The 20136-nt window shown below is 70.1% G+C and carries 21 protein-coding genes and 1 tRNA gene; 8 read left to right on the top strand and 14 right to left on the bottom strand.

All coding sequences use genetic code 11. From position 1 onward, the window contains the following. Positions 1-13: 13 nt before the first annotated feature. Genes ASH02_RS19715 through ASH02_RS19735 form a run of 5 tightly spaced genes read right to left on the bottom strand, consistent with a single transcriptional unit; the run spans position 14 to position 4163 of the window. A complete protein-coding gene (locus tag ASH02_RS19715) occupies positions 14-598 on the bottom strand; it encodes a GNAT family N-acetyltransferase (protein WP_056682271.1) in 585 nt (194 codons plus the stop codon). After that, positions 595-1092: a MogA/MoaB family molybdenum cofactor biosynthesis protein gene (locus ASH02_RS19720; protein ID WP_235530164.1), complete on the bottom strand. Its 498-nt coding sequence runs from the start codon at positions 1090-1092 to the stop codon at positions 595-597. Before ASH02_RS19720 ends, ASH02_RS19715 begins: the two co-directional genes overlap by 4 nt. Next, complete coding sequence (gene moaC / locus ASH02_RS19725; protein ID WP_056682275.1) at positions 1089-1559, bottom strand: cyclic pyranopterin monophosphate synthase MoaC; 471 nt, start codon at positions 1557-1559, stop codon at positions 1089-1091. The genes ASH02_RS19720 and moaC overlap by 4 nt, the downstream gene beginning before the upstream one ends. After that, positions 1559-2791, bottom strand: coding sequence for a molybdotransferase-like divisome protein Glp (gene glp / locus ASH02_RS19730; protein WP_056682277.1), 1233 nt, complete (start codon positions 2789-2791; stop codon positions 1559-1561). Before glp ends, moaC begins: the two co-directional genes overlap by 1 nt. After that, positions 2784-4163, bottom strand: a complete 1380-nt coding sequence (locus tag ASH02_RS19735) for a UTP--glucose-1-phosphate uridylyltransferase (RefSeq protein ID WP_056682281.1) — start codon at positions 4161-4163, stop codon at positions 2784-2786. Before ASH02_RS19735 ends, glp begins: the two co-directional genes overlap by 8 nt. Positions 4164-4222: 59 nt before the next feature. On the opposite strand from ASH02_RS19735, the gene ASH02_RS19740 reads away from it, so the two are divergent. Further along, positions 4223-4786, top strand: a complete 564-nt coding sequence (locus ASH02_RS19740) for a 5-formyltetrahydrofolate cyclo-ligase (protein WP_056682282.1) — start codon at positions 4223-4225, stop codon at positions 4784-4786. Between the two features lie 4 nt (positions 4787-4790). On the opposite strand, the gene ASH02_RS19745 is transcribed toward ASH02_RS19740, so the two are convergent. Together ASH02_RS19745 and ASH02_RS19750 are read right to left on the bottom strand one after the other, a co-directional pair. After that, positions 4791-7364 carry a penicillin acylase family protein gene (locus ASH02_RS19745; RefSeq protein WP_057295337.1) on the bottom strand — a complete coding sequence of 858 codons (2574 nt, stop codon included), beginning with the start codon at positions 7362-7364 and terminating at the stop codon, positions 4791-4793. Positions 7365-7422: 58 nt separating this feature from the next. Next, on the bottom strand, positions 7423-7788 hold the full coding sequence (locus ASH02_RS19750; RefSeq protein ID WP_056682285.1) for an FmdB family zinc ribbon protein: 366 nt from the start codon (positions 7786-7788) through the stop codon (positions 7423-7425). A gap of 134 nt (positions 7789-7922) precedes the next feature. Between ASH02_RS19750 and ASH02_RS19755 the strand changes: the two genes are divergently transcribed. After that, entirely contained in the window at positions 7923-8588 is a 666-nt protein-coding gene (locus tag ASH02_RS19755; RefSeq protein ID WP_057295338.1) for an SAF domain-containing protein, read from the top strand. Between the two features lie 74 nt (positions 8589-8662). After that, positions 8663-9004 carry a large conductance mechanosensitive channel protein MscL gene (locus tag ASH02_RS19760; protein WP_057295339.1) on the top strand — a complete coding sequence of 114 codons (342 nt, stop codon included), beginning with the start codon at positions 8663-8665 and terminating at the stop codon, positions 9002-9004. Positions 9005-9093: 89 nt separating this feature from the next. Here ASH02_RS19760 and ASH02_RS19765 read toward each other — a convergent pair whose 3' ends face one another. Together ASH02_RS19765 and ASH02_RS19770 are read right to left on the bottom strand one after the other, a co-directional pair. Continuing rightward, on the bottom strand, positions 9094-9279 hold the full coding sequence (locus tag ASH02_RS19765) for a hypothetical protein (RefSeq protein ID WP_057295340.1): 186 nt from the start codon (positions 9277-9279) through the stop codon (positions 9094-9096). Between the two features lie 2 nt (positions 9280-9281). Further along, entirely contained in the window at positions 9282-10484 is a 1203-nt protein-coding gene (locus ASH02_RS19770) for an LCP family protein (RefSeq protein WP_057295341.1), read from the bottom strand. 140 nt (positions 10485-10624) lie between these two features. Between ASH02_RS19770 and ASH02_RS19775 the strand changes: the two genes are divergently transcribed. Continuing rightward, positions 10625-10697: transfer RNA gene (locus tag ASH02_RS19775), tRNA-Arg, on the top strand. A 58-nt stretch (positions 10698-10755) separates the two neighbouring features. Here the strand turns inward: ASH02_RS19775 and ASH02_RS19780 are convergent. From ASH02_RS19780 to ASH02_RS19790, 3 genes are all read right to left on the bottom strand, one after another. Beyond that, positions 10756-12123, bottom strand: a complete 1368-nt coding sequence (locus tag ASH02_RS19780; protein WP_057295342.1) for an MFS transporter — start codon at positions 12121-12123, stop codon at positions 10756-10758. 167 nt (positions 12124-12290) lie between these two features. Then, the gene (locus ASH02_RS19785) at positions 12291-13055 is read right to left on the bottom strand and encodes a hypothetical protein (protein WP_057295343.1); all 765 of its coding nucleotides are present in this window, start codon (positions 13053-13055) and stop codon (positions 12291-12293) included. 83 nt (positions 13056-13138) lie between these two features. Then, a complete protein-coding gene (locus tag ASH02_RS19790; RefSeq protein WP_056682305.1) occupies positions 13139-14311 on the bottom strand; it encodes a saccharopine dehydrogenase family protein in 1173 nt (390 codons plus the stop codon). Positions 14312-14403: 92 nt separating this feature from the next. Here ASH02_RS19790 and ASH02_RS19795 point away from each other — a divergent pair, with 92 nt between their 5' ends. Beyond that, complete coding sequence (locus tag ASH02_RS19795) at positions 14404-14673, top strand: DUF2277 domain-containing protein (protein ID WP_056682311.1); 270 nt, start codon at positions 14404-14406, stop codon at positions 14671-14673. Continuing rightward, positions 14670-15530 carry a Sir2 family NAD-dependent protein deacetylase gene (locus ASH02_RS19800; RefSeq protein WP_056682313.1) on the top strand — a complete coding sequence of 287 codons (861 nt, stop codon included), beginning with the start codon at positions 14670-14672 and terminating at the stop codon, positions 15528-15530. The genes ASH02_RS19795 and ASH02_RS19800 overlap by 4 nt, the downstream gene beginning before the upstream one ends. Here ASH02_RS19800 and ASH02_RS19805 read toward each other — a convergent pair. Beyond that, the gene (locus ASH02_RS19805) at positions 15517-16203 is read right to left on the bottom strand and encodes a metal-dependent transcriptional regulator (protein ID WP_056684961.1); all 687 of its coding nucleotides are present in this window, start codon (positions 16201-16203) and stop codon (positions 15517-15519) included. The genes ASH02_RS19800 and ASH02_RS19805 overlap by 14 nt on opposite strands. A 127-nt stretch (positions 16204-16330) precedes the next feature. On the opposite strand from ASH02_RS19805, the gene ASH02_RS19810 reads away from it, so the two are divergent. Together ASH02_RS19810 and ASH02_RS19815 are read left to right on the top strand one after the other, a co-directional pair. Further along, complete coding sequence (locus tag ASH02_RS19810) at positions 16331-17122, top strand: hypothetical protein (protein ID WP_056682317.1); 792 nt, start codon at positions 16331-16333, stop codon at positions 17120-17122. Further along, complete coding sequence (locus ASH02_RS19815; protein ID WP_057295344.1) at positions 17119-18714, top strand: glycoside hydrolase family 13 protein; 1596 nt, start codon at positions 17119-17121, stop codon at positions 18712-18714. Before ASH02_RS19810 ends, ASH02_RS19815 begins: the two co-directional genes overlap by 4 nt. A 381-nt stretch (positions 18715-19095) precedes the next feature. Here the strand turns inward: ASH02_RS19815 and ASH02_RS19820 are convergent, their stop codons facing one another. Further along, complete coding sequence (locus ASH02_RS19820) at positions 19096-19983, bottom strand: DUF559 domain-containing protein (protein ID WP_057295345.1); 888 nt, start codon at positions 19981-19983, stop codon at positions 19096-19098. Between the last annotated feature and the right edge of the window lie 153 nt (positions 19984-20136).

Consider the following 20136-nt stretch of genomic DNA (forward strand, 5'->3'; position numbering starts at 1 on the left):
GGCGGGGAGACGCTCAGGACTCGAGCCGGCGGACCAGGCCACCGGGGCACTCCTCGGCGGTGATCGCGAACTGCCGGTGGTCGCGCCAGGCCCCGTCGATGTGCAGGAACCGCGGCGCATAGCCGACCTGCTGGATGCCGAGCTTCTCCACGACCCGCAGGGAGTTGGTGTTCTCCGGACGGATCGAGATCTCGATGCGGTGCAGCCCGGCCACCAGGAAGCAGTAGTCGATCGCCATCGCCACGGCCAGCGGGATCGCGCCGCGTCCGGCGAACCGCTGGTCGATCCAGTAGCCGATCGAAGCGAACTGCCCCGAGCCCCGGACGATGTTGCTGACGGTCACCTGGCCGGCGAACTCGCCGTCGACCTCGACGACGAACGGCATCGCCTCGTCGTCGCGGGCCAGCCTGGTGAGCCGCTTGACCATTCCCCGGAACGTGGCCGGTCGGGCCCGGGCGCCCGGCGGGACCGTCGCATCCCACGGCTTGAGCCACACGGCGTTGCGGTTGCGCGCATCGCGCCAGTCACGAGCATCGGACTGTTCGATCGGCCGCAGCGTCACCTCGCCGTGTTCCAAGGTGACGGGCCAATGGCTCATGTGTGGTCGCTTCCGATGATCTGCTCGACGGCGTGCCGCAGCAGGGGTTCGAGCACGGCCAGACCATCCTTCACGCCGCCACGCGATCCGGGAAGGTTCACCACCAGGCAATTTCCCGAGACCCCGGCCAGGCCCCTTGAGAGGGCCGCGGTCGGCACGCCCTTGCCGACACCGTGCGCACGGATCGCCTCGGCGATGCCCGGCACCTCGCGGTCGAGGAGCGGGCGGGTCGCCTCGGGCGTGCGGTCGGTGGGCGTCAGTCCGGTGCCGCCGGTGGTCAGGACCACTCGCGCCCCGGCCTCCACTGCCGATCTGATGGCCTCGGCGACCGGATCACCGTCGGGTACGACGGACGGCTCGGAAACCGAGAATCCCCAACCCTGCAAGGCAGAAACGATCAGCGGGCCGGTCTCGTCGGCGTACACCCCGGCGGCGGCGCGGTTGGAGGCAACCACCACGGCGGCCCGCAGTGGCGGCGCCGGCGGAATGGTCAACGGGTCCACTCCCCCGACTTGCCACCGGACTTGGCCTCGATGCGCACGTCGGTGATCACCGCGCCCTTGTCGACGGCCTTGACCATGTCGATCACGGTCAGGGCAGCCACCGAGACCGCGGTCAGTGCCTCCATCTCGACGCCGGTGCGGTCGGTGGTGCGCACGGTGGCCCTGATGTCGACCGACGCGTCGCCGACGACCAGGTCGACCGTCACGCCCGAGATCGCCAGCGGGTGGCACAACGGGATCAGCGACGGGGTCTGCTTGGCGCCCATGATGCCGGCCAGCCGGGCCACGCCGAGCGCGTCGCCCTTCGGCACGCCGTCGCCGCGCAACAGCGCCACGACGGCCGTCGAGACGAGCACCCGGCCCGAGGCGGTCGCCTCGCGCGCGGTGACCGCCTTCCCGGACACGTCGACCATGCGGGCCGCGCCGCTCTCGTCGACGTGGGTGAGCCGGTCGCCCATCAGAAGGCCTCGTCGAGCAAGAGCACCTCGACCGAGTCGCCGGGCTTGAGCGAGGTGACGTCGGCCGGCACGTTGATCAGGGCGTTGGACGCGGCCAGGTCGCCGAGCAGGTGCGAGCCGTGGCCGCCGACCGGCGTCACGACTCGGGCGTCGTAGTCGGCGCGCACGAACTGCTCGCGTCCCTCCGGCGAGGAGAGGCCATGGGTCAGCCGGGCGGTGCGCGTGGGCCGTTCGTACGGCGTACGCCCCTGCAGCTTGCGCAGTGCCGGCAGCACGAACACCTGGAACGAGATGTACGCCGACACCGGGTTGCCCGGCAACGTGAAGATCGGCACCTCGTCATCTCCGACGAGGCCGAAGCCCTGGGGCTTGCCGGGCTGCATCGCGACCTTGCCGAACCACATCGAACCCGTGTCGCGCAGGGCCTCCTTGACCACGTCGTAGTCGCCCTCGCTGACCCCACCGCTGGTGATCACCATGTCGGCGCGCACGAGCTGGTCCTGCAAGGCCTCGGTGAACCCGGCCGCGTCGTCGGGGACCGCACCGACGCGGAACGGGATGCCGCCGGCCTCGCGGACGGCCGCGGCCAGCATGAACGAGTTGGAGTCGTAGATCGAGTCGGGCGCCAGCGTCGCACCGGGGTCGCGCAGCTCGGTGCCGGTCGACATCACCACCACGCGGGGGCGTGGGCGGGCCTGCACCTCGGCACGACCGGCGGCGGCGAGCAGGCCGATGTGGCGCGGACCGAGCACGGTGCCCTCGGAGACCAGCACCTCGCCGGTCTCGACGTCCTCGCCGGCCCGCCGGATGTGCTCGCCCTCGCGCGGCGCCCGGGTGATCTGCACCTGGGCGACGCCCCGGTCGGTCCACTCGTAGGGCACCACGGCGTCGGCACCGTGCGGCACCGGCGCACCGGTCATGATCTTCACTGCCGTGCCGGGCGACAGGGCGACCAGCCGGGCCTGGCCGGCACCGATCTCGCCCACCACCGGCAGGTGGATGTGGTGGTCCTCGGCGGCGTCGGCGACGTCGTGGAACGCCACCGCGTAGCCGTCCATCGCGGAGTTGTCGAAGGGCGGCAGCTGCATCGGCGACGTGACGTCCTCGGCGATCGGCAGTCCGCCGGCGTCGAGCAGGGTCTGGCCGTAGACGCCCAGGGGCTCGATCGTGTCGAGGATGCGGGCAACGTGCTCACGCACGGGGATCGGCTGAGTCGAGAGGGGCTCAGCCATCGAGCACCGTCCCCGAGGCCACGCGCTGGGCACCCTTCTCCGCCGGCAGCTCCACCTCACCGGTCACCTTCACGTTGGACTCGAAGGTCCAGTCGCCGTCGATCTTCAACGACCCGGCGCCTCGCAGCGACGGCGCGCCCTGGGGGAACCGCTTGTCGAACTCGCCGACCAGTCGGTAGAACGACGGGTCGAGGGTGATCAGCGGGATGCGCTCACCGGCCTGCTCGAGCACGAAGTCGGAGCCGAGGTCGTAGACGTCGGAGCGCAGCACCAGCAGGTCGTCGGTGGTCTTCACCGGCACGAAGCGCTCGCGGCCCACCTCGATGGTGCGGGCCCCCTCGAACACCTCGATCGCGGCGCCCATCGCGGTCTCGACCTGGATCACCTCCGGCGACGTCTTGTCACCGGGGTCGACGTGCTTGATGTTGCGGATCAACGGCAGCCCCAGCACGCCGTGGCGCTCGGCCAGGGTCCGCTTCATCGCGGCCAGGTCGAACCACAGGTTGTTCGTGCTGGCGTAACGGTGCCGGTCGAGGTCGGCCAGCGCCGGTCGGTCGGACTCCAGGGTCTGCGCGGTCTCGCGGAGGATGATGCGTCCGTCTGCCTTGCGCCGGGCGAAGTGGCCACCCTTGCGGTCGGCGGCGGTGCGACGTACGGCCTCGATGGCGAAGGGGGCGCCGGACTCGGCGAACCAGCCGGCCACCCGCGCGTCGGGCACCGCGCCGAGGTTGTCGGAGTTGGAGACGAAGACCCGCTCGTAGCCGGCCTCGATCAGCTGGTCGAGCAGCCCGCTGCCGACCAGCGCGGTGTAGATGTCGCCGTGGCCGGGTGGGCACCACTCGAGGTCGGGGTTCTTCGGCCAGACCACCGGGGAGAGGTCCTTGGTCAGGAGCTTGGGCTCCTTGTTCTGCAGGAACTCCAGCGGCAGCCCCGGCACCGGGAGGTCCTCGTAGCGACCCAGCGCCGCCATGGTGTCCTCGGAGGTGCGGAAGCTGTTCATGAAGATCAGCGGCAGCGGCGCGCCGTACTCCTTGCGCAGCGAGAGGATCTGCCGACTGATGATGTCGAGGAACGACAGTCCGCGCCGCACGCACAGCAGCGACTTCGCACGGTCCATGCCCATCGAGGTGCCGAGGCCGCCGTTCAGCTTGATCACCGCCGTCGTGGCGATCGCCGCGGAGGCCGCGTCGTCGGCGACGCTCACGTCGGCCAGCGACTCCATCTCCAGCGGCTCGATGGCGTCTTCAGGGATCATCCCCGTCTCACCCACCTCGAGCAGGCGGAAGTAGTGCGCGAAGACCTCACGAGCACCGGGCTCGATGTCTGCGTCGGCCATCTTGTCGAGTGCACGTCTCAGTGCGGAACTGCCCATGCCTTCGATCGTAGGCCGACCAGCGCCCGGGACAACAACCACGCCCTAACCTATGGGACATGACCGTCGCCAAGACCGCCCTGCGGGACCAGGTGGTCACCGCCCGCAACCGGCTCTCCCTGGCCGACGTGTCGGCCGGTGGAGTCGCCCTCGCGGAGCATCTCCTGGCCGCTCCGGAGGTACGCCGGGCGGCCAGTGTCGCGGCGTACGTCTCGATCGGCACCGAGCCGGGAACCGGACTGCTGCTCGACGGACTCGTCTCCGCCGGGAAGCGCGTGATCCTGCCGGTGCTGGCCCCCGACGACGACCTCGACTGGGCGGCGTACGACGGCTCGCTGGAACAGGCCCGACGCGGGCTGCTCGAGCCGACCGGACCAAGACTGGGCCTGGATGCGATTGCCACGCCGGAGGTCGTGCTGGTGCCCGGACTGGCCGTGGGCCGCGACGGGATGCGCATGGGCCGGGGCGGCGGGTCCTACGACCGGGCACTGGCGCGGGTGCCGGTCGGTACGTTCGTCTGCGTGCTGCTCTACGACGACGAGCTGCGTGACCAGGTGCCCGTCGAGCCGCACGACCGACCCGTGACCGCGGCCGCCACACCCTCGGGCATCCGACGGTTCTGACGCGTCACGGCGGGGTGAGGGTGAGCGTGTGTTCCTCGGCCTCGTCGACGGCGTCCGGGCTGAACGCCCACGGCAGCGTGCGCCCCTCGACGTACAGCTCGGTCTGGTCGGTGTAGTTGGGGTGGAAGGCGTGGCCGGAGTTGCCGGTCAGGTTGATCCAGCGCGAGTCGTCGAAGTCGGCCAGCGAGACCACCATGCGCATCGACGGCGCGGAGGTGACCTCGTAGCCCTCCGCCGCGTCCCAGGACGTCGCGTTGACCAGCGAGCTGCCGCCGCCGACGCGGTAGTCGCGGTTGAACAGTGTCTCGACCGGGTCGATGCCGGAGGTGCCGAGGGTCTGGTTGCGCAGCTCGAGGCGGTGCAGCCGACCCCACTCCCAGTCGTGCGGGTCGCGCGCCATCAGCCGGATGATCTCGTCGCTGGCCTGCAGCAACGCCTGCCGCAGGATCTCGTCGCGGTCCTCGACGGCCCGGGTGCCGCGGTCGTCCCACCACGGGTTCGCCGGGTCCTCGAGCAGGTTCGAGACCACCGAGAACCAACGACTGTCGCCGTCGGGGTACAGGGACTCGCGCATCTCGTCGTGGAACGTCGCCTCGAGCAGGTTGCGCCACACCACGTTGAAGTAGGCCGCGCCGGCGGACGTCGCACCCTGCTCGTGGTTCCACCGGGCGAGCACCTTCTGCCCGTCGCGTCGGTAGCCGCCGGGCAACCTGATGTCGAGCAGGTAGGGCACCAACACGTCGGCCAGCGCACTGCGGTCGTCGAGCTGGAGAGCGGTCATGTCATCGATCGAGAGCTCGCCCTCGGCCTCGATCACGTCGCGGATCCGCTGCGACCGGTAGCCGCGGTCCCAGTCGTCGGTGAGGTACATCGGGTAGGAGTCGTCGACGACGGCCTGGTTCGCGGTCACCACGAACCCGTCTTTCGGGTCGTAGAGCGTGGGCAGCGCGTCGAACGGGATCGTCAGGCTGCTCCAGTCGTTCTCCCGCAGCCACCCGGCCACCGGCACGGAGCCGTCGTTGCCGGACTTGCGGATCGGGATGCGCCCCGGCGCCTGGTAGCCGATGTGCCCCTCGCGGTCGGCGTAGACGAGGTTCTGCGCCGGTACGGCGAAGTCGGCTGCGGCGGCGCGGAACTCGTTCCAGTCCGAGGCCCGGTTCAGCTCGAGGATCGCGTCAGCCGTGGGCGCGGGATCGAGTGCGGTCCAGCGCAGCGCCACCGCGTAGCCGTTGCCACGGTCCTGGCCCTTCGGCGCCTCGGCGTTCGCCCCGACGGTGCTGAGCTCCTTCGACACGTCGGAGAGCAGTGGCCCGTGGTCGGTCTCCCGCACGGTCAGCTCGAAGTCCTCGCCGTCGTGCACCTTGATCGTCTCGGTGTGCGTCTTCAGCGGTCGGTAGCGGCCGTCGTACAACCAGGTGTTGCCGTCCAGCTTCTCGAGGTAGAGGTCGGTGACGTCGGGGCCCAGGTTCGTGAAGCCCCAGGCGATGTCGGCGTTGTGGCCGATCACCACGCCGGGCACGCCGGAGAAGCTGAAGCCGGACACCTCGAACGGGCAGTCCTCGGAAACGGTGCGGCAGTGCAGCCCGACCTGGTACCAGATTCCGGGGATGCTCGTGCCCAGGTGCGGGTCGTTGGCCAGCAACGGCTTGCCGGTGCTCGAGTGCTCGCCGTCGACCACCCAGCTGTTGCTGCCGATCCCCTCACCCTTCCCGAGCAGCGCGGGCACGGCGTCCATGCCGCGTTGCGCACTCGCCACCGCGCGCACCTGTGCGGCGGTGTACGCCGGGCGGGCCGGGTTGCGGCTGCCCGGACGCGTGGCCTCCGGCTCGTAGCGCCCGCCGACGAGGGCGCCCTGCCCGACGATCGGCGCGTGCTTCTCGAAGTCGTACGGCGGGTAGAGCTCGTCGACCTGTTCGGGGGTGTGGTTGACCGAGAGGAGCACGCGCGAGATCTCGTCGTCCATGTTGCCGCGCAGGTCCCAGGCCATCGCCTTGAGCCAGGCCAGCGAGTCGACCGGGCTCCACTCCTCGAGGTGGTAGTCGAGCCCACCGGCGCGCAGGAGCGTGTATTCGAGGGAGATCTCCGACAGCGAGTGGTCCTCGAGGTAGGCGTTCACCCCGTCGGCGTACGCCTCGAGCGCGGCCCGGGTGTCGGGCTGCAACATTGCCAGCTCACGTTCGGCAACCCGGCGCCAGCCCATCGTGCGGATCGCCTTGTCCGTCTCGAGGGTGGTCTCGCCGAACATCTCCGAGAGGCGGCCGGCCGTGATGTGGCGGCGTACGTCCATCTCGTAGAAGCGGTCCTGGGCGTGCACGTAGCCCTGTGCCCGCATCAGGTCGGCCGTGGTGTCGGCGTAGATCTGCGGGATGCCGTGCTCGTCGCGGACGACCGTGACGTCACCCTCGAGGCCGGGCAGGGCGATCTCGCCGTCCATCTGGGGGAACGACTTGCGCACCAGCACGACGCCGGTGACCAGGCTGGCGACCAGTGCCAGCACGAGGCCAGCTGCGACGTACGACGCCCAGCGCGCGGCCCACGGCCACTGTCGGAAGGTCGTCCAGCCCTGCCTGAGGTTCACGCTCGGCCCACTCCCACCACGGCCCATTCCCACAGTGGCATTGTCCCCGCGGGGGTGCTCAGGAGCTGGAGGACGCGCTGGAGGTGGTACTGCTGGACGAGCTGCTCGAACTGCTGGAGCTGCCCGAGTCCTTGGCGGACGAGCTGCCGGAGTCGCTGCTGCTGCTCGAGCTGCCCGACTCCTTGCTGCCAGAGTCCTTGCCGCCCGACTCCTTGCCGCCCGAGGACGGCAGCGACGAGCTCGACCCGCTTCGCGAGTCGGTGCGGTAGAAGCCGGAGCCCTTGAAGACCACGCCCACTGCGTTGAACACCTTGCGCAGGCGGCCTTCGCAGACCGGGCAGACGGTGAGCGCGTCGTCGCTGAACTTCTGGACCTGCTCGAAGGCGTGGTCGCACTCGGTGCAGGCGTACTGATAGGTGGGCACGGGCTGGAAATCCTCCGGGAGAGCAGTGTGATCGGCTGGCACGCGGGCTGGCACTCGGCCGGGCCGACTGCCAATGGTACGACACCTGTGGAGAACCGATCCACGCTCGTCCGCGGCGACCTAGCCTCGCTGCCATGGCCAGCACACGCTCAGCTCCGTCCAGCCCCGACCTCCGCCGCCGCCTCGGCGACCTGCGCCACGGCATGCGCCGGGCCGTCCTGGCCCGACGCCGCCTGCTCTGTGCCGTCTGTGTGGCCGGGGCGGTGTTCGCCGGTGTCCGCACGATGGCGCCGAGTCCCCCACCCACGGTCACGGTCACCGTCGCTGCGCGCGACCTGCCGGCCGGTGCCACCCTGTCCGCGGCCGACCTCACCACCGTCGACCTCCCTGCCGACTCCGCGCCCGACCGGGTCGCCAGCGCGTCGTACGCCGTGGGGCGCACGACCGCCGGTCCGGTGCGTCGCGGGGAGCCGGTCACCGACGTGCGCCTGGTCGGCGCCGGCCTGCTCGACGGCTACCCCGGCATGGTCGCCGTGCCGGTGCGGGTGCCCGACGACGGGGCGGTCGCGCTGCTGCGTGTCGGTGACCGCATCGACCTGCTGGCCACCGACCAACGCACGGGTGACACCGAGCGCGTCGGTGACGACGTGGCGGTGATCGCGCTGCCCGAGGAGGGTGTGCGGAGTGCCCGGATCGGCACATCCGGTCGCCTGGTGGTCGTCGCCACGTCGACCAGCATGTCCGAAATTGTCGCTTCTGCTGCGGCGACGCGTTATCTCTCCGCCACGATTTCACGCTAGCGTGTTGCGCTGTCTAGTCCCCATATTGGGATTCCGGCGCCCTCGGGAGTCCGGATCAAGAAGGAGAAATATCAATGGATGGGTTCAAGAACTTCCTACTCCGCGGGAACCTCGTCGAGATCGCCACCGGTCTGATCATGGCCCTGGCGTTCGCTGACGTCGTCAGCACGTTCACCAACTGGCTGACCAGCCTCCTCCCGGAGAGCGCCGAGGACGTCTTCAGCAACGAGCTGAACTCGTTCGGCGCCTTCCTCAACGCCGTCATCGCCTTCATCATCATGGGTGCCGTCGTCTACTTCTTCGTCGTGGTGCCCTACACGAAGGCCAAGGAGCGCTTCTTCCCGGGCGAGGCCGCAGGCCCCTCCGAGGTCGACCTGCTCACGCAGATCCGCGACCAGCTCGCCACCAAGGCCTGAGTTCCCTTCACGCCTGAGCCAACGAGGCCCGACCCCTGGGAGGGGGTCGGGCCTCGTTGCCATTTCACGTCCCTCGAGATCGAACGCGGTCAGCCGTGGTGGGGAGGCACCTGGCTGCGGTACCAGTCGTCGGGCTTGCCGGACGAGTCCGCCCCGCGCTCGTCGCCGGTGGTCTCGGGCAGCACGTCACCGAAGATCGCGGCCAGGCGCTTGCGGCGCTGCCAGGCGGTCTCCGGTTCGGGAGTCTCCTCCTCGGGTGGGTCCTGGGTCGCCATGATCAGGCGCAGAGGCCGTTGGCCTCGGCGGCCTCGGCCGCGTCGGTCTCCGCCTCGGTGGGCTCGGTCGCCTCGTCGGAGGGATCCGCGGACGGCGACTCGCTGGAGTCGGGGTCGGGCGTCGCGGTGGAGCCCGGGCGCCGCGCGGCGGTGATCACGTCGGAGCTGAGCCGCTTGCTCAGCGGCTCGTCGAACTTCATCTTCTTCCAGAGCAGGTTCGCGTCCTCGGCCCAGACCAGGCGGTTCGGGTCGGGCTCGTAGAAGTCCCACGGCACGGTGATGAACTTGATGTTGTCGGTGCCGATGTTCTGGAACTGCTCGGCCAGGTTCTTGATCTTCACGACCGAACCGAGCCGCTGGTCGAGGGTGAGCGACTTGGTGGCCGCGTCGAGGAAGCTGAACAGGCGGTCAGGCCGGCCGAGGACGCCCTTGGAGCTGACCTTGTTCACCATCGCCGCGATGAAGGCCTGCTGGCGCTTCATCCGGCCGATGTCGCCGTTGTTGGAGATGTTGTGGCGGACGCGCACGTAGTTGAGCGCCTCCTGGCCCTCCAGCTCGCGGGTTCCGGCCTTGAGGTGGATGTTGCCGACGTCGTCGTCGACGTCCTCGGGAATGCAGACCTCGACGCCGTCGATGGCATCGACCATGTCCTTGAAGCCGTTGAAGTCGACGACGACGAAGTGGTCGATGCGCACTCCGGAGAGCTGCTCGAACTGGCGGATCGCACACGCCGGGCCGCCGTACGCGAACGCGGCGTTCCACATGTCGAAGCCCCCGGGGATCTCCTCCATGTCGTCGTCGTAGCAGGTCGGTCGCTCGACCATGGCGTCGCGCGGGAGGCTCACGCCGTACGCGAACTTCCGGTCGGCGGAGAGGTGCAGCACCATCGTGGTGTCCGAGCGCTGGCCACCACCGGTGAGGCCGTCGATGTTGTTGCCCGAGCCTTCACGGGAGTCGGACCCCATGACCATGATGTTCAAAGGCTTGCCGGACTTCTGCAGGTCAGCCTGGTCGGGTCGATCGTCGCCGAGCTGCTTGTCGACGTTGAGCACGTTGAGGTTCTCGTTGAGGTGCCGGTAGGTGTAGACCGCGAAGAGCCCGAACCCGAGGGTGAGGACGAGGATCCCGTATCCGAGCACGCTCAGCAGGCGATGCTTGTGCTCGGATTCGCCGCGGTGGCGGCCGGTCGGGTCGTCGTTGCTCACTCGAACTTCTCACTCGATGAATGGGGTGTCGTGCGCGGGCTGCGCCCGTTGAACGGTAATGCAGCCTCCCAAATTGTGCGGTTCAACCCTGAATCCGCCAAAACAACGACAATGGGGGCATGGCAGGATGTCTGCCGCCCGCCCCAGTAGCTCAGTGGATAGAGCAGCCGCCTCCTAAGCGAAAGGTCGCAAGTTCGACTCTTGCCTGGGGCACGTACGACGAGGGCCCGGCACCGGAATCGACTCCGGTGCCGGGCCCTCGTGCATCGCCTCAGGCCGGTACGGCGTCCCGGGCCACGGCAGCCTCTTCGTCGGGCGTGACCGCGGTCGACGTACGACCTCCGGCGACGCCCCGCACGCAGAGCGTGACCACCGCGCCGACGACACTGACCGCGGCGAACAGCTGGAACGCGGTGCTGCCGCCGACTCCGGCGCCGACCAGGATGCCGCCGATCACCGGGCCCACGATCCCGCCGAGGCGGCCGAACCCGGCACACCAGGCGACGCCCGCGGCACGGGCCGAGGTGGGGTAGTAGTTGGACACGAGTCCGTAGATCAGCACCTGGGTGCCGATGGACCCGACGCCGGCGACCGCAACGGCGGCCAGCAGCACGGTGAACGGCAGGTCGAACGGCATCAGGAGCAGCGCCACGGCGGCCAGCAGGAAGGTGGTCGCGACCACGCGCCGGGCGCCCTTGCGGTCGGCCACCCACGAGGCGATCAGCCCACCGACGATGGCGCCGAGGTTGAGCAGCAGCAGGAAGGCGAGCGCGTAGTCCTTGCCGTAGCCCTTGCCCTCCATGATCTGCGGGAGCCACGTGTTGAGGCCGTAGGTCAGCAGCAGGCCCGAGAAGCTCATCAGGCCGAGCAGGATGGTCGGCACCAGGTAGGGACGCGAGGCGAGCGCCGCGTAGCCGACCTTGTCGGCCTTGGTCGCCTGAGTGGCGGGAACGGTGCCGGCAGCCGGCAGGGCGACGCCGGTACGACGCGACACCGCGGCCGCCCGCTCGGTCTCACCGCGAGAGAGCAGCCAGAGCGGCGACTCCGGCAGCTTGGCCCAGGCCAACGGCAGCAGGAGGAGCACCGGCAGGGCACCGATCCAGAACAGGCCGCGCCAGCCGGCCACGTCGTCGAGCACGATGGCGGCCAGGGCGGCACAGACGCCGCCGGCCGGGATGCCGCTGTAGACGATCGCGTTGTAGCGGTTGCGCCGGTCGGCCGGAGCGAACTCCGCGACCAGGGCACCCACCGTGGCCACGAGCGCCCCGACTCCGATGCCGGTCAGGAAGCGACCGGCGCCGAAGGTGAAGATGCTGGTGGTCGTCGCGGTCAGCGCCATGCCGACCGAGAACCAGGCGATGTTCACGAGCATGATCCGGCGGCGGCCGACCAGGTCGCCGATGGCGCCCGCGGTCAGCGCACCCACGAGCACGCCGATCAGCGCCCAACTACCGAGCGTGCCGGCCTGCTCGGGGGTGAGCGCACCGATCTGGCTCTTGTCGGCCAGCAGGGTGGGGACCACGGTGCCGTAGACGACCAGGTCGTAACCGTCGAAGAGCAGGGCCGCGAACGAGAGCCCGACCACCCAGTGGAGGGTACGGCTGCGGCGGGCTTCCGCAGAGGCTGAGGTGCTGGTCATGAGGGGACTCCGATTCAGGTCTTTTTCGGACATTCCCGTCACCCTGACAGCCCGTGGCGTGCGTCACACCGGGGCAATGCCTAGGGTTGACCACGGGCGCCTTTCAGCGCCCGCAGGTCTCAATCACCCCTGTTCGGGTCCTGGTCCCCACCCAGTGATCCGAGCCGTCACTTGATCGTGGTCTTGATCTCTCCCTCGGACTTCAGGTCGTGCTGGAGCTCGCCCTCGGCGTCGACCGGCGTGATGGTCACGTCGAAGGTGATGGGCGAGTTCTTCTGGTAGGCGAAGTTCTCGCCGAACGAGTAGGTCTCGCCGGTGCCGAACGTGTAGATGCCGCGCTCGTTGTAGCCGTCGGGGCCCAGGTCGTCCTGGTTGACACCCTGCGACTCGAAGACCGAGTCGTCGGTGTCGCTGTCCATCCCCTGCATCCACTTCCAGTCGTCGTAGCGCGCGCTGATCGAGACGCGGCTCGAGCCGAGGTCGATCGGGTCACCGTTGTTGGTGATCACGTAGTTGACGAAGATCAGGTCGTCACCCTTCTTCAGGATGGGCTTGTTCGTGTCGGGGTCGACGAAGTTGCCGTCGTCGGTCGCCTTCTCGTGGCCCACCTGGTAGACCGCGACGGTCACGTCGCCGACCTCGGCAGTGGTCAGCAGGTCGCCCGGCTTGGTGACCGGCAGCGCCCACGAGGGCAGGGAACCGGTCGAGCCGGCTTCCTCGGTGGTCGCCTCGGAGGGCTCCTCGGACGGCGTCTCCGAGGGAGAGACGCTGGTCTCGTCGGTGGGCTCGTCGCTGCTCGGCTGCGCGGGTGAGTCGCTGGTCGAGGACTTGTCGTCGTCCTTGTCGTCGGACCCACAGGCGCTCAGTCCCAGCAGGGGGACGAGCACGGCGGCGACGACGGTGGTTCCGGCACGGAGGCGGCGGTTGCGCATGGGGGTAGTTCCTTCTCTGCGGGCCCTGGGTCAGGGTCTGGTGCCGACACCCTCCCCCACCGTCCCCGGGCGCAAACCGAGCCTCAACCAGTGATGGTCTCGAACCCCATTCCTGCGCTGCGCAGGCGGTCGAGCAGGCGGTCGCCCATGGCCACCGCCGGGGTCACCTGGCCCGCGGTCTCGGGGTTCTCGTCGAAGGCCAGGCACAGCGCCGACTCGGCGAGCATCTTCGAGGTCTCGGTGTAGCCGGGGTCGCCCCCGGAGACCCGCGTGTGCACGACCTCGCCGCCGGCCTCGCCGACGAAGTCGACGGTGAACCACGACTTGCGGCGTCGTCCTTCGGAGGGACCCTCCCCCTGCTTGACCTTGCCCTTCAGGAAGTTGCGCACCGGCCCGACCTGCGCGGCCGCCGCCAGCGCGGTGACCCCGACGGCCCCGCCCGCGGCGTAGCGCAGCGTCTTCGTGCCGGCGTAGTGCGAGTAGATGAACTTCGGGCCGTACGACGCCAGGGCCGCACCGCTGCGCTGCACCACCTGCGGGTCGATCGTCGGCAGCGGGAGGAGCCAGTAGCCGAGGAGCCTGTCGCGGTGCGGCTTGCCGGCCACGGCACGGCTCGACCGGCCTTCAGAGCGCCGTTCCTTGCGCCGACGCTCGGCGAAGGCGGCCTTCATCTGCCGGGCCCGCTCCATCGCACCGAGCGCGGAGTGGAAGGTGCCGCCGGAGAACGTCGCATTGCTGCGTACGACGCCCCGCACGTTCGCCGGCACGTCCGGCGGCAGGTGCCGCATCGTGTAGAAGACGCCGAGGTCGTGCGGGATCGAGTCGAAGCCGCAGCAGTGCACCAGGCGCGCACCCGAGGCGACCGCAGTGTCGTGGTGGGCCAGCCACATCCGGTCGACGAACTCGGGCTCGCCGGTGAGGTCCACGTAGTCGGTGCCCTTCTCTGCACACGCGGCGACCAGCGGCTCGCCGTACGCCAGGTAGGGGCCGACGGTGCTGATCACGACGCGGGCCCGGGCCGCCACCTCGCCCAGGGCGGCCGCATCGGCGGCGTCGGCGACGAGCAGCTCCATGACCTCGAGCCGCGGGTCGATCGCGACGAGGCGATCACGCACCGCCTCGAGCTTCGCCTTGCTGCGGCCGGCCAGGGCCCAGCGCAGGCGGGCCGGAGCGTGCCGCGCCAGATACTCGGCGGTGAGGCCTCCGGTGAACCCGGTGGCACCGAACAGGACGATGTCGAACTCGCGATCAGCCATGTCCACATCGTGCCCTAGAGCCGCAGCCTGGTTTCGAGTCGGTCGCAGAACGACCTCCTCAACCAGCGTGGGTCCGGCGTACCTTTGTGGGCATGTGCCGCAACATCCGACCCCTCAACAACTTCGAGCCGCCCGCCACTCCGGACGAGGTGACCGCCGCCGCGCTGCAGTACGTCCGCAAGGTCAGCGGGACCACCAAGCCGGCCCAGGCGAACCAGGCCGCCTTCGACGAGGCCGTGCACGAGATCGCCCACATCACCGCGCACCTGCTGGAGAAGCTGGTCACCAACGTCCCGCCGAAGAACCGCGAGGTGGAGGCCGAGAAGCGCAAGGCCCGTGCCGAGCTGAGATACGCCCGTTGACAGAGGCACCCGCGACGGAGGCGCTCGCGACGGAGGCCCTCGCCTTCCTCGCCGCGCGACCGCTCGTCGTCCTCACCGGGGCCGGGGTCTCCACGGACTCCGGCGTGCCCGACTACCGCGGCCCCGACTCCGTGGCGCGGACGCCGATGACCTACGGCGAGTTCGTCTCCGGCCCGCCGGCCCGACAGCGCTACTGGGCGCGCAGCCACGTCGGCTGGGGCCGCATGCACCACGCGCTGCCCAACGCCGGCCATCGCGCACTGGCCCTGCTCGAGGCCCGCGGCCGTGTCGACCTGCTGGTCACCCAGAACGTCGACGGCCTCCACGAGGCCGCCGGCAGCAACCCGATCGCCCTGCACGGCCGCATCTCCGACGTGATCTGCCTGTCCTGCCGCACGGTCAGCAGCCGGTCGGCGCTCCACGAACGGCTCGACCTGCTCAATCCCGGGTACGCCGACGCGCACGCCGACGTCGCGTCACGACCCGACGGGGACGTCGACCTCGACGACACGGCCGGCTTCGTCGTACCCGACTGCGAGGCGTGCGGCGGGGTGCTCAAGCCCGACGTGGTCTTCTTCGGCGAGAACGTGCCGGCCGCGCGGGTGCAGCGCTGCTACGACGCGGTCGAGGCCCTGGCAGAGCGCGACGGGGCGCTACTGGTGGCCGGCTCGTCCCTGACCGTGATGTCGGGCCTGCGGTTCGTCAAGCGGTCCGCGAAGCTCGGTGTGCCCGTGGTGATCGTGAACCGCGGGACGACCCGCGGCGACGACCTTGCGACGTACACGCTGCACGCCGGGACCAGTGAGTTCCTCGGTGCGCTCAGCGCTCGAAGCAGATCGGAGCTCAGAGACGCTTGACGAAGATGTGGTCGGCCGCCTCGGGGATGATCTCGGCGGTCTCGCCGCCCGAGCCGATCAGCACGCCGTCTTCGGTGGCGATCACCACGACGGTCTTGTCGGGCACGGCACCGACCCGGCGCAGCGCGCCCATCAGGTCTTCGTCCTTCTGCATCTCCTCGGAGATGCGGCGGATGTGCACCCGCGACTCGTCCGATCCGGCGACCGCTGAGAGCGACTCGACGCCCTCCATGAAGTCTTCGCCGACGCCGCTCTGGCCCAGCTCGTCGAGGCCCGGGATCGGGTTGCCGTACGGCGACTCGGTCGGGTGGCCCAACAGCTCGATCAGGCGGCGCTCGACGGTCTCGCTCATCACGTGCTCCCACCGGCAGGCCTCGGCGTGCACGAACTCCCAGTCGAGGCCGATCACGTCAGTGAGCAGCCGCTCGGCCAGGCGGTGCTTGCGCATCACGCGGGTGGCCAGGCGCAGGCCGTCGTCGGTGAGCTCGAGGTGGCGGTCGCCCTCGACGGTCAGCAGGCCGTCACGCTCCATGCGGGCCACGGTCTGGCTCACGGTGGGGCCGCTCTGGTGCAGGCGCTCGGCAATCCGCGCCCGCAACGGCACGATTCCCTCCTCCACGAGCTCGTAGATCGTGCGGAGGTACATCTCGGTGGTGTCGATCAGGTCGCTCACGTGCCCCATTGTTGCCTACCGGTGGGTGTTGCGTGAGCCCGGCACTACTGACTTGGCCCGGATCAGGCTACGTTCGACGTCGAGCAGCCACGACTGACGCACGAACACGCTTGGAGCGATCGACAAGATGTTGCACTTCCCCGCCACGGAGCTGACCATTCCCTCCCGGTTCTGCGGCCCGCCGAAGTCCGGGAACGGCGGTTGGAGCGCAGGCGCCCTCGCGGCGCTGGTCCAGCACGACTGCCCGGACAACCGGGCCGACCGGTGGCCGGTGATCGAGGTGACGCTGCGCCAGCCCCCTCCGCTCGACGCCGCGATGACCGTGGCCGGTGACGACGACGGCACGCTGGTGGCCTCCTTCGGTGGCCTGCCCGTGCTCTCCGCGCGGGTGCTCCCCGACGACACCCTCACCCCGGTCGAGCAGGTCTCCCCCGACGAGGCGCGCGCGGCCGAGGCGTCGTACGCCGGACTGCGCCAGCACCCGTTCCCGACCTGCTTCGCCTGCGGCACCGACCGCGCGGAGGGCGACGGCCTGCGCGTCTTCCCCGGCCCGGTCGGCGAGATCGACGGCCAGAGCCGGGTGGCCTCGACGTGGACCCCGCACCCCAGTGTTCAGGAGGACTACCACGAGTACGTCGACGAGCACGGCCGCGCCTCGCTCGGAGCCACCTGGGCCGCCCTGGACTGCATCGGTGCCTGGGCCGGAGACTTCGAGGATCGGGCCCTGGTGCTGGGCCGGATGACTGCCGCCGTCGACGCGCTGCCCGCGATCGGCGAGGAGCACGTCGTGGTCGGCCAGGCCCGGGGCACCGAGGGCCGCAAGACGTTCACCGCCAGCACGCTCTACGACGCCGACCGCCGCGTGGTGGCCCGCGCCGAGCACACCTGGATCGCGATCGACCCGGCCGACTTCTCGTGACCGACGAGGCCTGGTGGCGCCACGCCGTCTGCTACCAGGTCTACGTGCGCAGCTTCGCCGACAGCGACGGTGACGGCATCGGCGACCTGCCCGGCATCACCTCGCGGCTGCCCTACCTCGCCGAGCTGGGCGTCGACGCCGTGTGGATCACGCCGTTCTACACCTCGCCGCAGCACGACCACGGGTACGACGTGGCCGACTACCGCGACGTCGACCCGCTCTTCGGGAAGCTGGCCGACCTCGACACGCTGCTCGAGCAGGCGCATGCCCACGGCATCCGGGTGATCGTCGACCTGGTGCCGAACCACACCTCCGAGGACCACGAGTGGTTCCGTGCGGCGCTGGCCGCCGGGCCGGGGAGTCCCGAGCGCGGCCGCTACCTGTTCCGCGACGGGCCGGACACTGTGCCGGCCGACGCTGTGCCGCCGAACACTGTGCCGCCGAACAACTGGGAGTCCGTCTTCGGCGGGTCGGCCTGGGCGCGGGTGCCGGACGGCCAGTGGTACCTCCACCTCTTCGACGCGACCCAGCCCGACCTCGACTGGCGCAACCCCGAGGTCCCCGCGATGTTCGAGGACGTGCTGCGCTTCTGGCTCGACCGCGGCGTCGACGGGTTCCGCATCGACGTGGCGCACGGCCTGTTCAAGGAGCCCGGGCTGCCCGACCAGCGGCTGACCGATGCCGAGCGCGAGGCCAACCTGGCCGCCGACCTGCTCGGGCCGCAGCACCCCGAGCACGAGCCGATGTGGGACCAGCCCGAGGTGCACGACGTCTACCGCGCGTGGCGGCGCATCCTCGACTCCTACCCCGACGACCGGATGGCCGTGGGCGAGGCGTGGACCCGGGACGCGGCCTCGTTGGCGCGCTACGTGCGGCCCGACGAGCTGCACCAGTCGTTCAACTTCCACTGGCTCTCGGCGGACTGGTCGGCACCGCAGTTCGCTGCCGTCATCACCGAGACCCTGGCCGCCGTCGCCCTCGTCGGCGGCTCGCCCACCTGGGTGCTGAGCAACCACGACGTGATCCGGCACGTCACCCGGTACGGCGGCGGCACCGTCGGCCTGGCCAGGGCGCGAGCCGCCACGATGACGATGCTGGCACTGCCCGGGTCGTCGTACATCTACCAGGGCGAGGAGCTCGGTCTCGAAGAGGTCGACGTCGACCGGGCGCACTGGCAGGACCCGCAGGCCCTGACCACCGGCAAGCCCGGTCGGGACGGGTGCCGGGTGCCGCTGCCGTGGTCGGGCGACGCCCCGCCGTTCGGCTTCGGACCCGGCTGCGACCAGCCGTGGATCCCGCAACCGGCCGGGTGGTCGTCGCTGACCGCCGAGGCCCAGGCCGAGGACGCGGAGTCGACGCTGGCGTTCTACCGGCGGGCCCTGAGCGCGCGGCGTACGTTCGCGACGACGGCCGGCGACCAGGTCGAGTTGCTCGACCTCGGCGCAAAGGTGCTCACGTTCCGTCGCGGTCCGGTCACCGCCGTCCTCAACTGCGGTACGACGACCGTCGCGATGCCCGACGGAACGGTGCTGCTGGCCAGTGGTCCCGTCGACGACGGGTTGCCGCCGGACACCGCCGCCTGGCTCGTGTGAAGAGGTTTTGCCGGACCCTCGAAAACCCCTTGTGAGGGCGGCCCCACAGTCGTACCTTTGCAGGACACGTGAAAGGAGGTGGTCCAGAAGATGCATTCTTACCGGACTTGTGAGGTGGCTGCCCGCTAGCAGCTTCCCTGCCGACAGGATTCACTGCGCAGCGTTGCAAGCGGCCAGCGAATTCAAGGCAGTCACCCGACCCGCAGGCGCTTCCGGACTTTTTGGTCCGCCGGAAGACGACGAGAAGGTCCCCTCGGGGAAACCGTTCGTCAACGCCTGCGGGTCGTTCCCATTTCCGGGCATTGCTGTGTGCCCGACCCTCGCCGCGGTGAACAACTGCGGCAGTTCACGTTTTGATTTTGCCGTCTCGCGCTCCGCAGCTCAGGCGCTCTGCCTGAACTGCCGCAGTTCTTCACACATGGCCACGAGGTCCGCGAGGATTTCGCGCACGACGTCTTGGCGAAACATCACGTCGGACCAGGTGAACCGGGCCACCACCCAACCGTCGCGAACCAGCCGGGTGTAGCGATTGACGTCGGCCTCGAAGGCCCATTTGCCACCGTGGTAGCTCCACGACTCGGCCTCCACCACCAAGCGGAGTTCTTCGCTGCCGAGATCAACCTGGATGTACGGCAGGCAGGTGAGCTGCGGCGCCAGGCGCAGGCCCATCTCGATCGTGATCGCGCGGAGCACCGACTCGAACGGGTTGGCGGCGCGCGCGTCGGCGAAGCGCGCCACCTTCAGCGCGGCCGGACGACCGCTGCGTGGCGCTGCCTCGGCCGCGGCGATCAGCTGGTCGTGGCTGATCCGGCCCGAACGCAGGGCAGAGTCGGCCACGGCCAGGGCGGCGTCGAACGGCAGGACCCGCGCGCAGTCGATCACCGTGCGCAACGGACTGGTGACACCGTTGCGCACCTCGCCGGGTGTGAGGTCGGCGTAGTGGACAGCGAGGTTGTGTCGGCGCGGGAGCGTGAGGTTGCGCCCTCGTGGCACGGTGACCATCGGCTTCTCGGGCGGCAGCTTCACCGGCCATCCCCAGTGCAGCGCAGCACTCAGGTGCGACACGACCCCGTTGACCCGAGCGGCACCGGCTGCAGCGGCCGGCACGGTGGGCAACGCGAAGCGTCCGCGGGTGAGCCTGACGATTGCCCCGGCCTCGACCGCTGCTGTGATCTGCCGATCGGTGAGCGCCCCGCGCAGCTGAGCAGAGCTGGCCAGACCGCCCCATTCGGTGAGCAGCTCGGCTGCCTTCGAGTCCGGTGCCGTCATGGGCCAAGCCTCGGATGCGTGGTCCAGCGGCGCAAACGGTTCTCCACAGGGCCGCCGCACGCTCGGCGTACGGCGGCCGCGCTGCGCTCGCCGCCCGCCGGACGCCAGGTCGGCGTCGACAACTGCGGCAGTCCGCGCGCTGCAGCCCCGGTC

The sequence above is a fragment of the Nocardioides sp. Soil796 genome, assembly GCF_001429525.1.
Lineage (GTDB): Bacteria > Actinomycetota > Actinomycetes > Propionibacteriales > Nocardioidaceae > Nocardioides.

Bases quoted from the DNA above. Each gene is read 5' to 3' on its own strand.
- ASH02_RS19715 (WP_056682271.1), bottom strand. From the start codon at position 598: ATGAGCCATTGGCCCGTCACCTTGGAACACGGCGAGGTGACGCTGCGG.
- moaC (WP_056682275.1), bottom strand. From the start codon at position 1,559: ATGGGCGACCGGCTCACCCACGTCGACGAGAGCGGCGCGGCCCGCATG.
- glp (WP_056682277.1), bottom strand. From the start codon at position 2,791: ATGGCTGAGCCCCTCTCGACTCAGCCGATCCCCGTGCGTGAGCACGTT.
- ASH02_RS19735 (WP_056682281.1), bottom strand. From the start codon at position 4,163: ATGGGCAGTTCCGCACTGAGACGTGCACTCGACAAGATGGCCGACGCA.
- ASH02_RS19740 (WP_056682282.1), top strand. From the start codon at position 4,223: ATGACCGTCGCCAAGACCGCCCTGCGGGACCAGGTGGTCACCGCCCGC.
- ASH02_RS19755 (WP_057295338.1), top strand. From the start codon at position 7,923: ATGGCCAGCACACGCTCAGCTCCGTCCAGCCCCGACCTCCGCCGCCGC.
- ASH02_RS19760 (WP_057295339.1), top strand. From the start codon at position 8,663: ATGGATGGGTTCAAGAACTTCCTACTCCGCGGGAACCTCGTCGAGATC.
- ASH02_RS19765 (WP_057295340.1), bottom strand. From the start codon at position 9,279: ATGGCGACCCAGGACCCACCCGAGGAGGAGACTCCCGAACCGGAGACC.
- ASH02_RS19780 (WP_057295342.1), bottom strand. From the start codon at position 12,123: ATGACCAGCACCTCAGCCTCTGCGGAAGCCCGCCGCAGCCGTACCCTC.
- ASH02_RS19785 (WP_057295343.1), bottom strand. From the start codon at position 13,055: ATGCGCAACCGCCGCCTCCGTGCCGGAACCACCGTCGTCGCCGCCGTG.
- ASH02_RS19790 (WP_056682305.1), bottom strand. From the start codon at position 14,311: ATGGCTGATCGCGAGTTCGACATCGTCCTGTTCGGTGCCACCGGGTTC.
- ASH02_RS19795 (WP_056682311.1), top strand. From the start codon at position 14,404: ATGTGCCGCAACATCCGACCCCTCAACAACTTCGAGCCGCCCGCCACT.
- ASH02_RS19810 (WP_056682317.1), top strand. From the start codon at position 16,331: ATGTTGCACTTCCCCGCCACGGAGCTGACCATTCCCTCCCGGTTCTGC.
- ASH02_RS19820 (WP_057295345.1), bottom strand. From the start codon at position 19,983: ATGACGGCACCGGACTCGAAGGCAGCCGAGCTGCTCACCGAATGGGGC.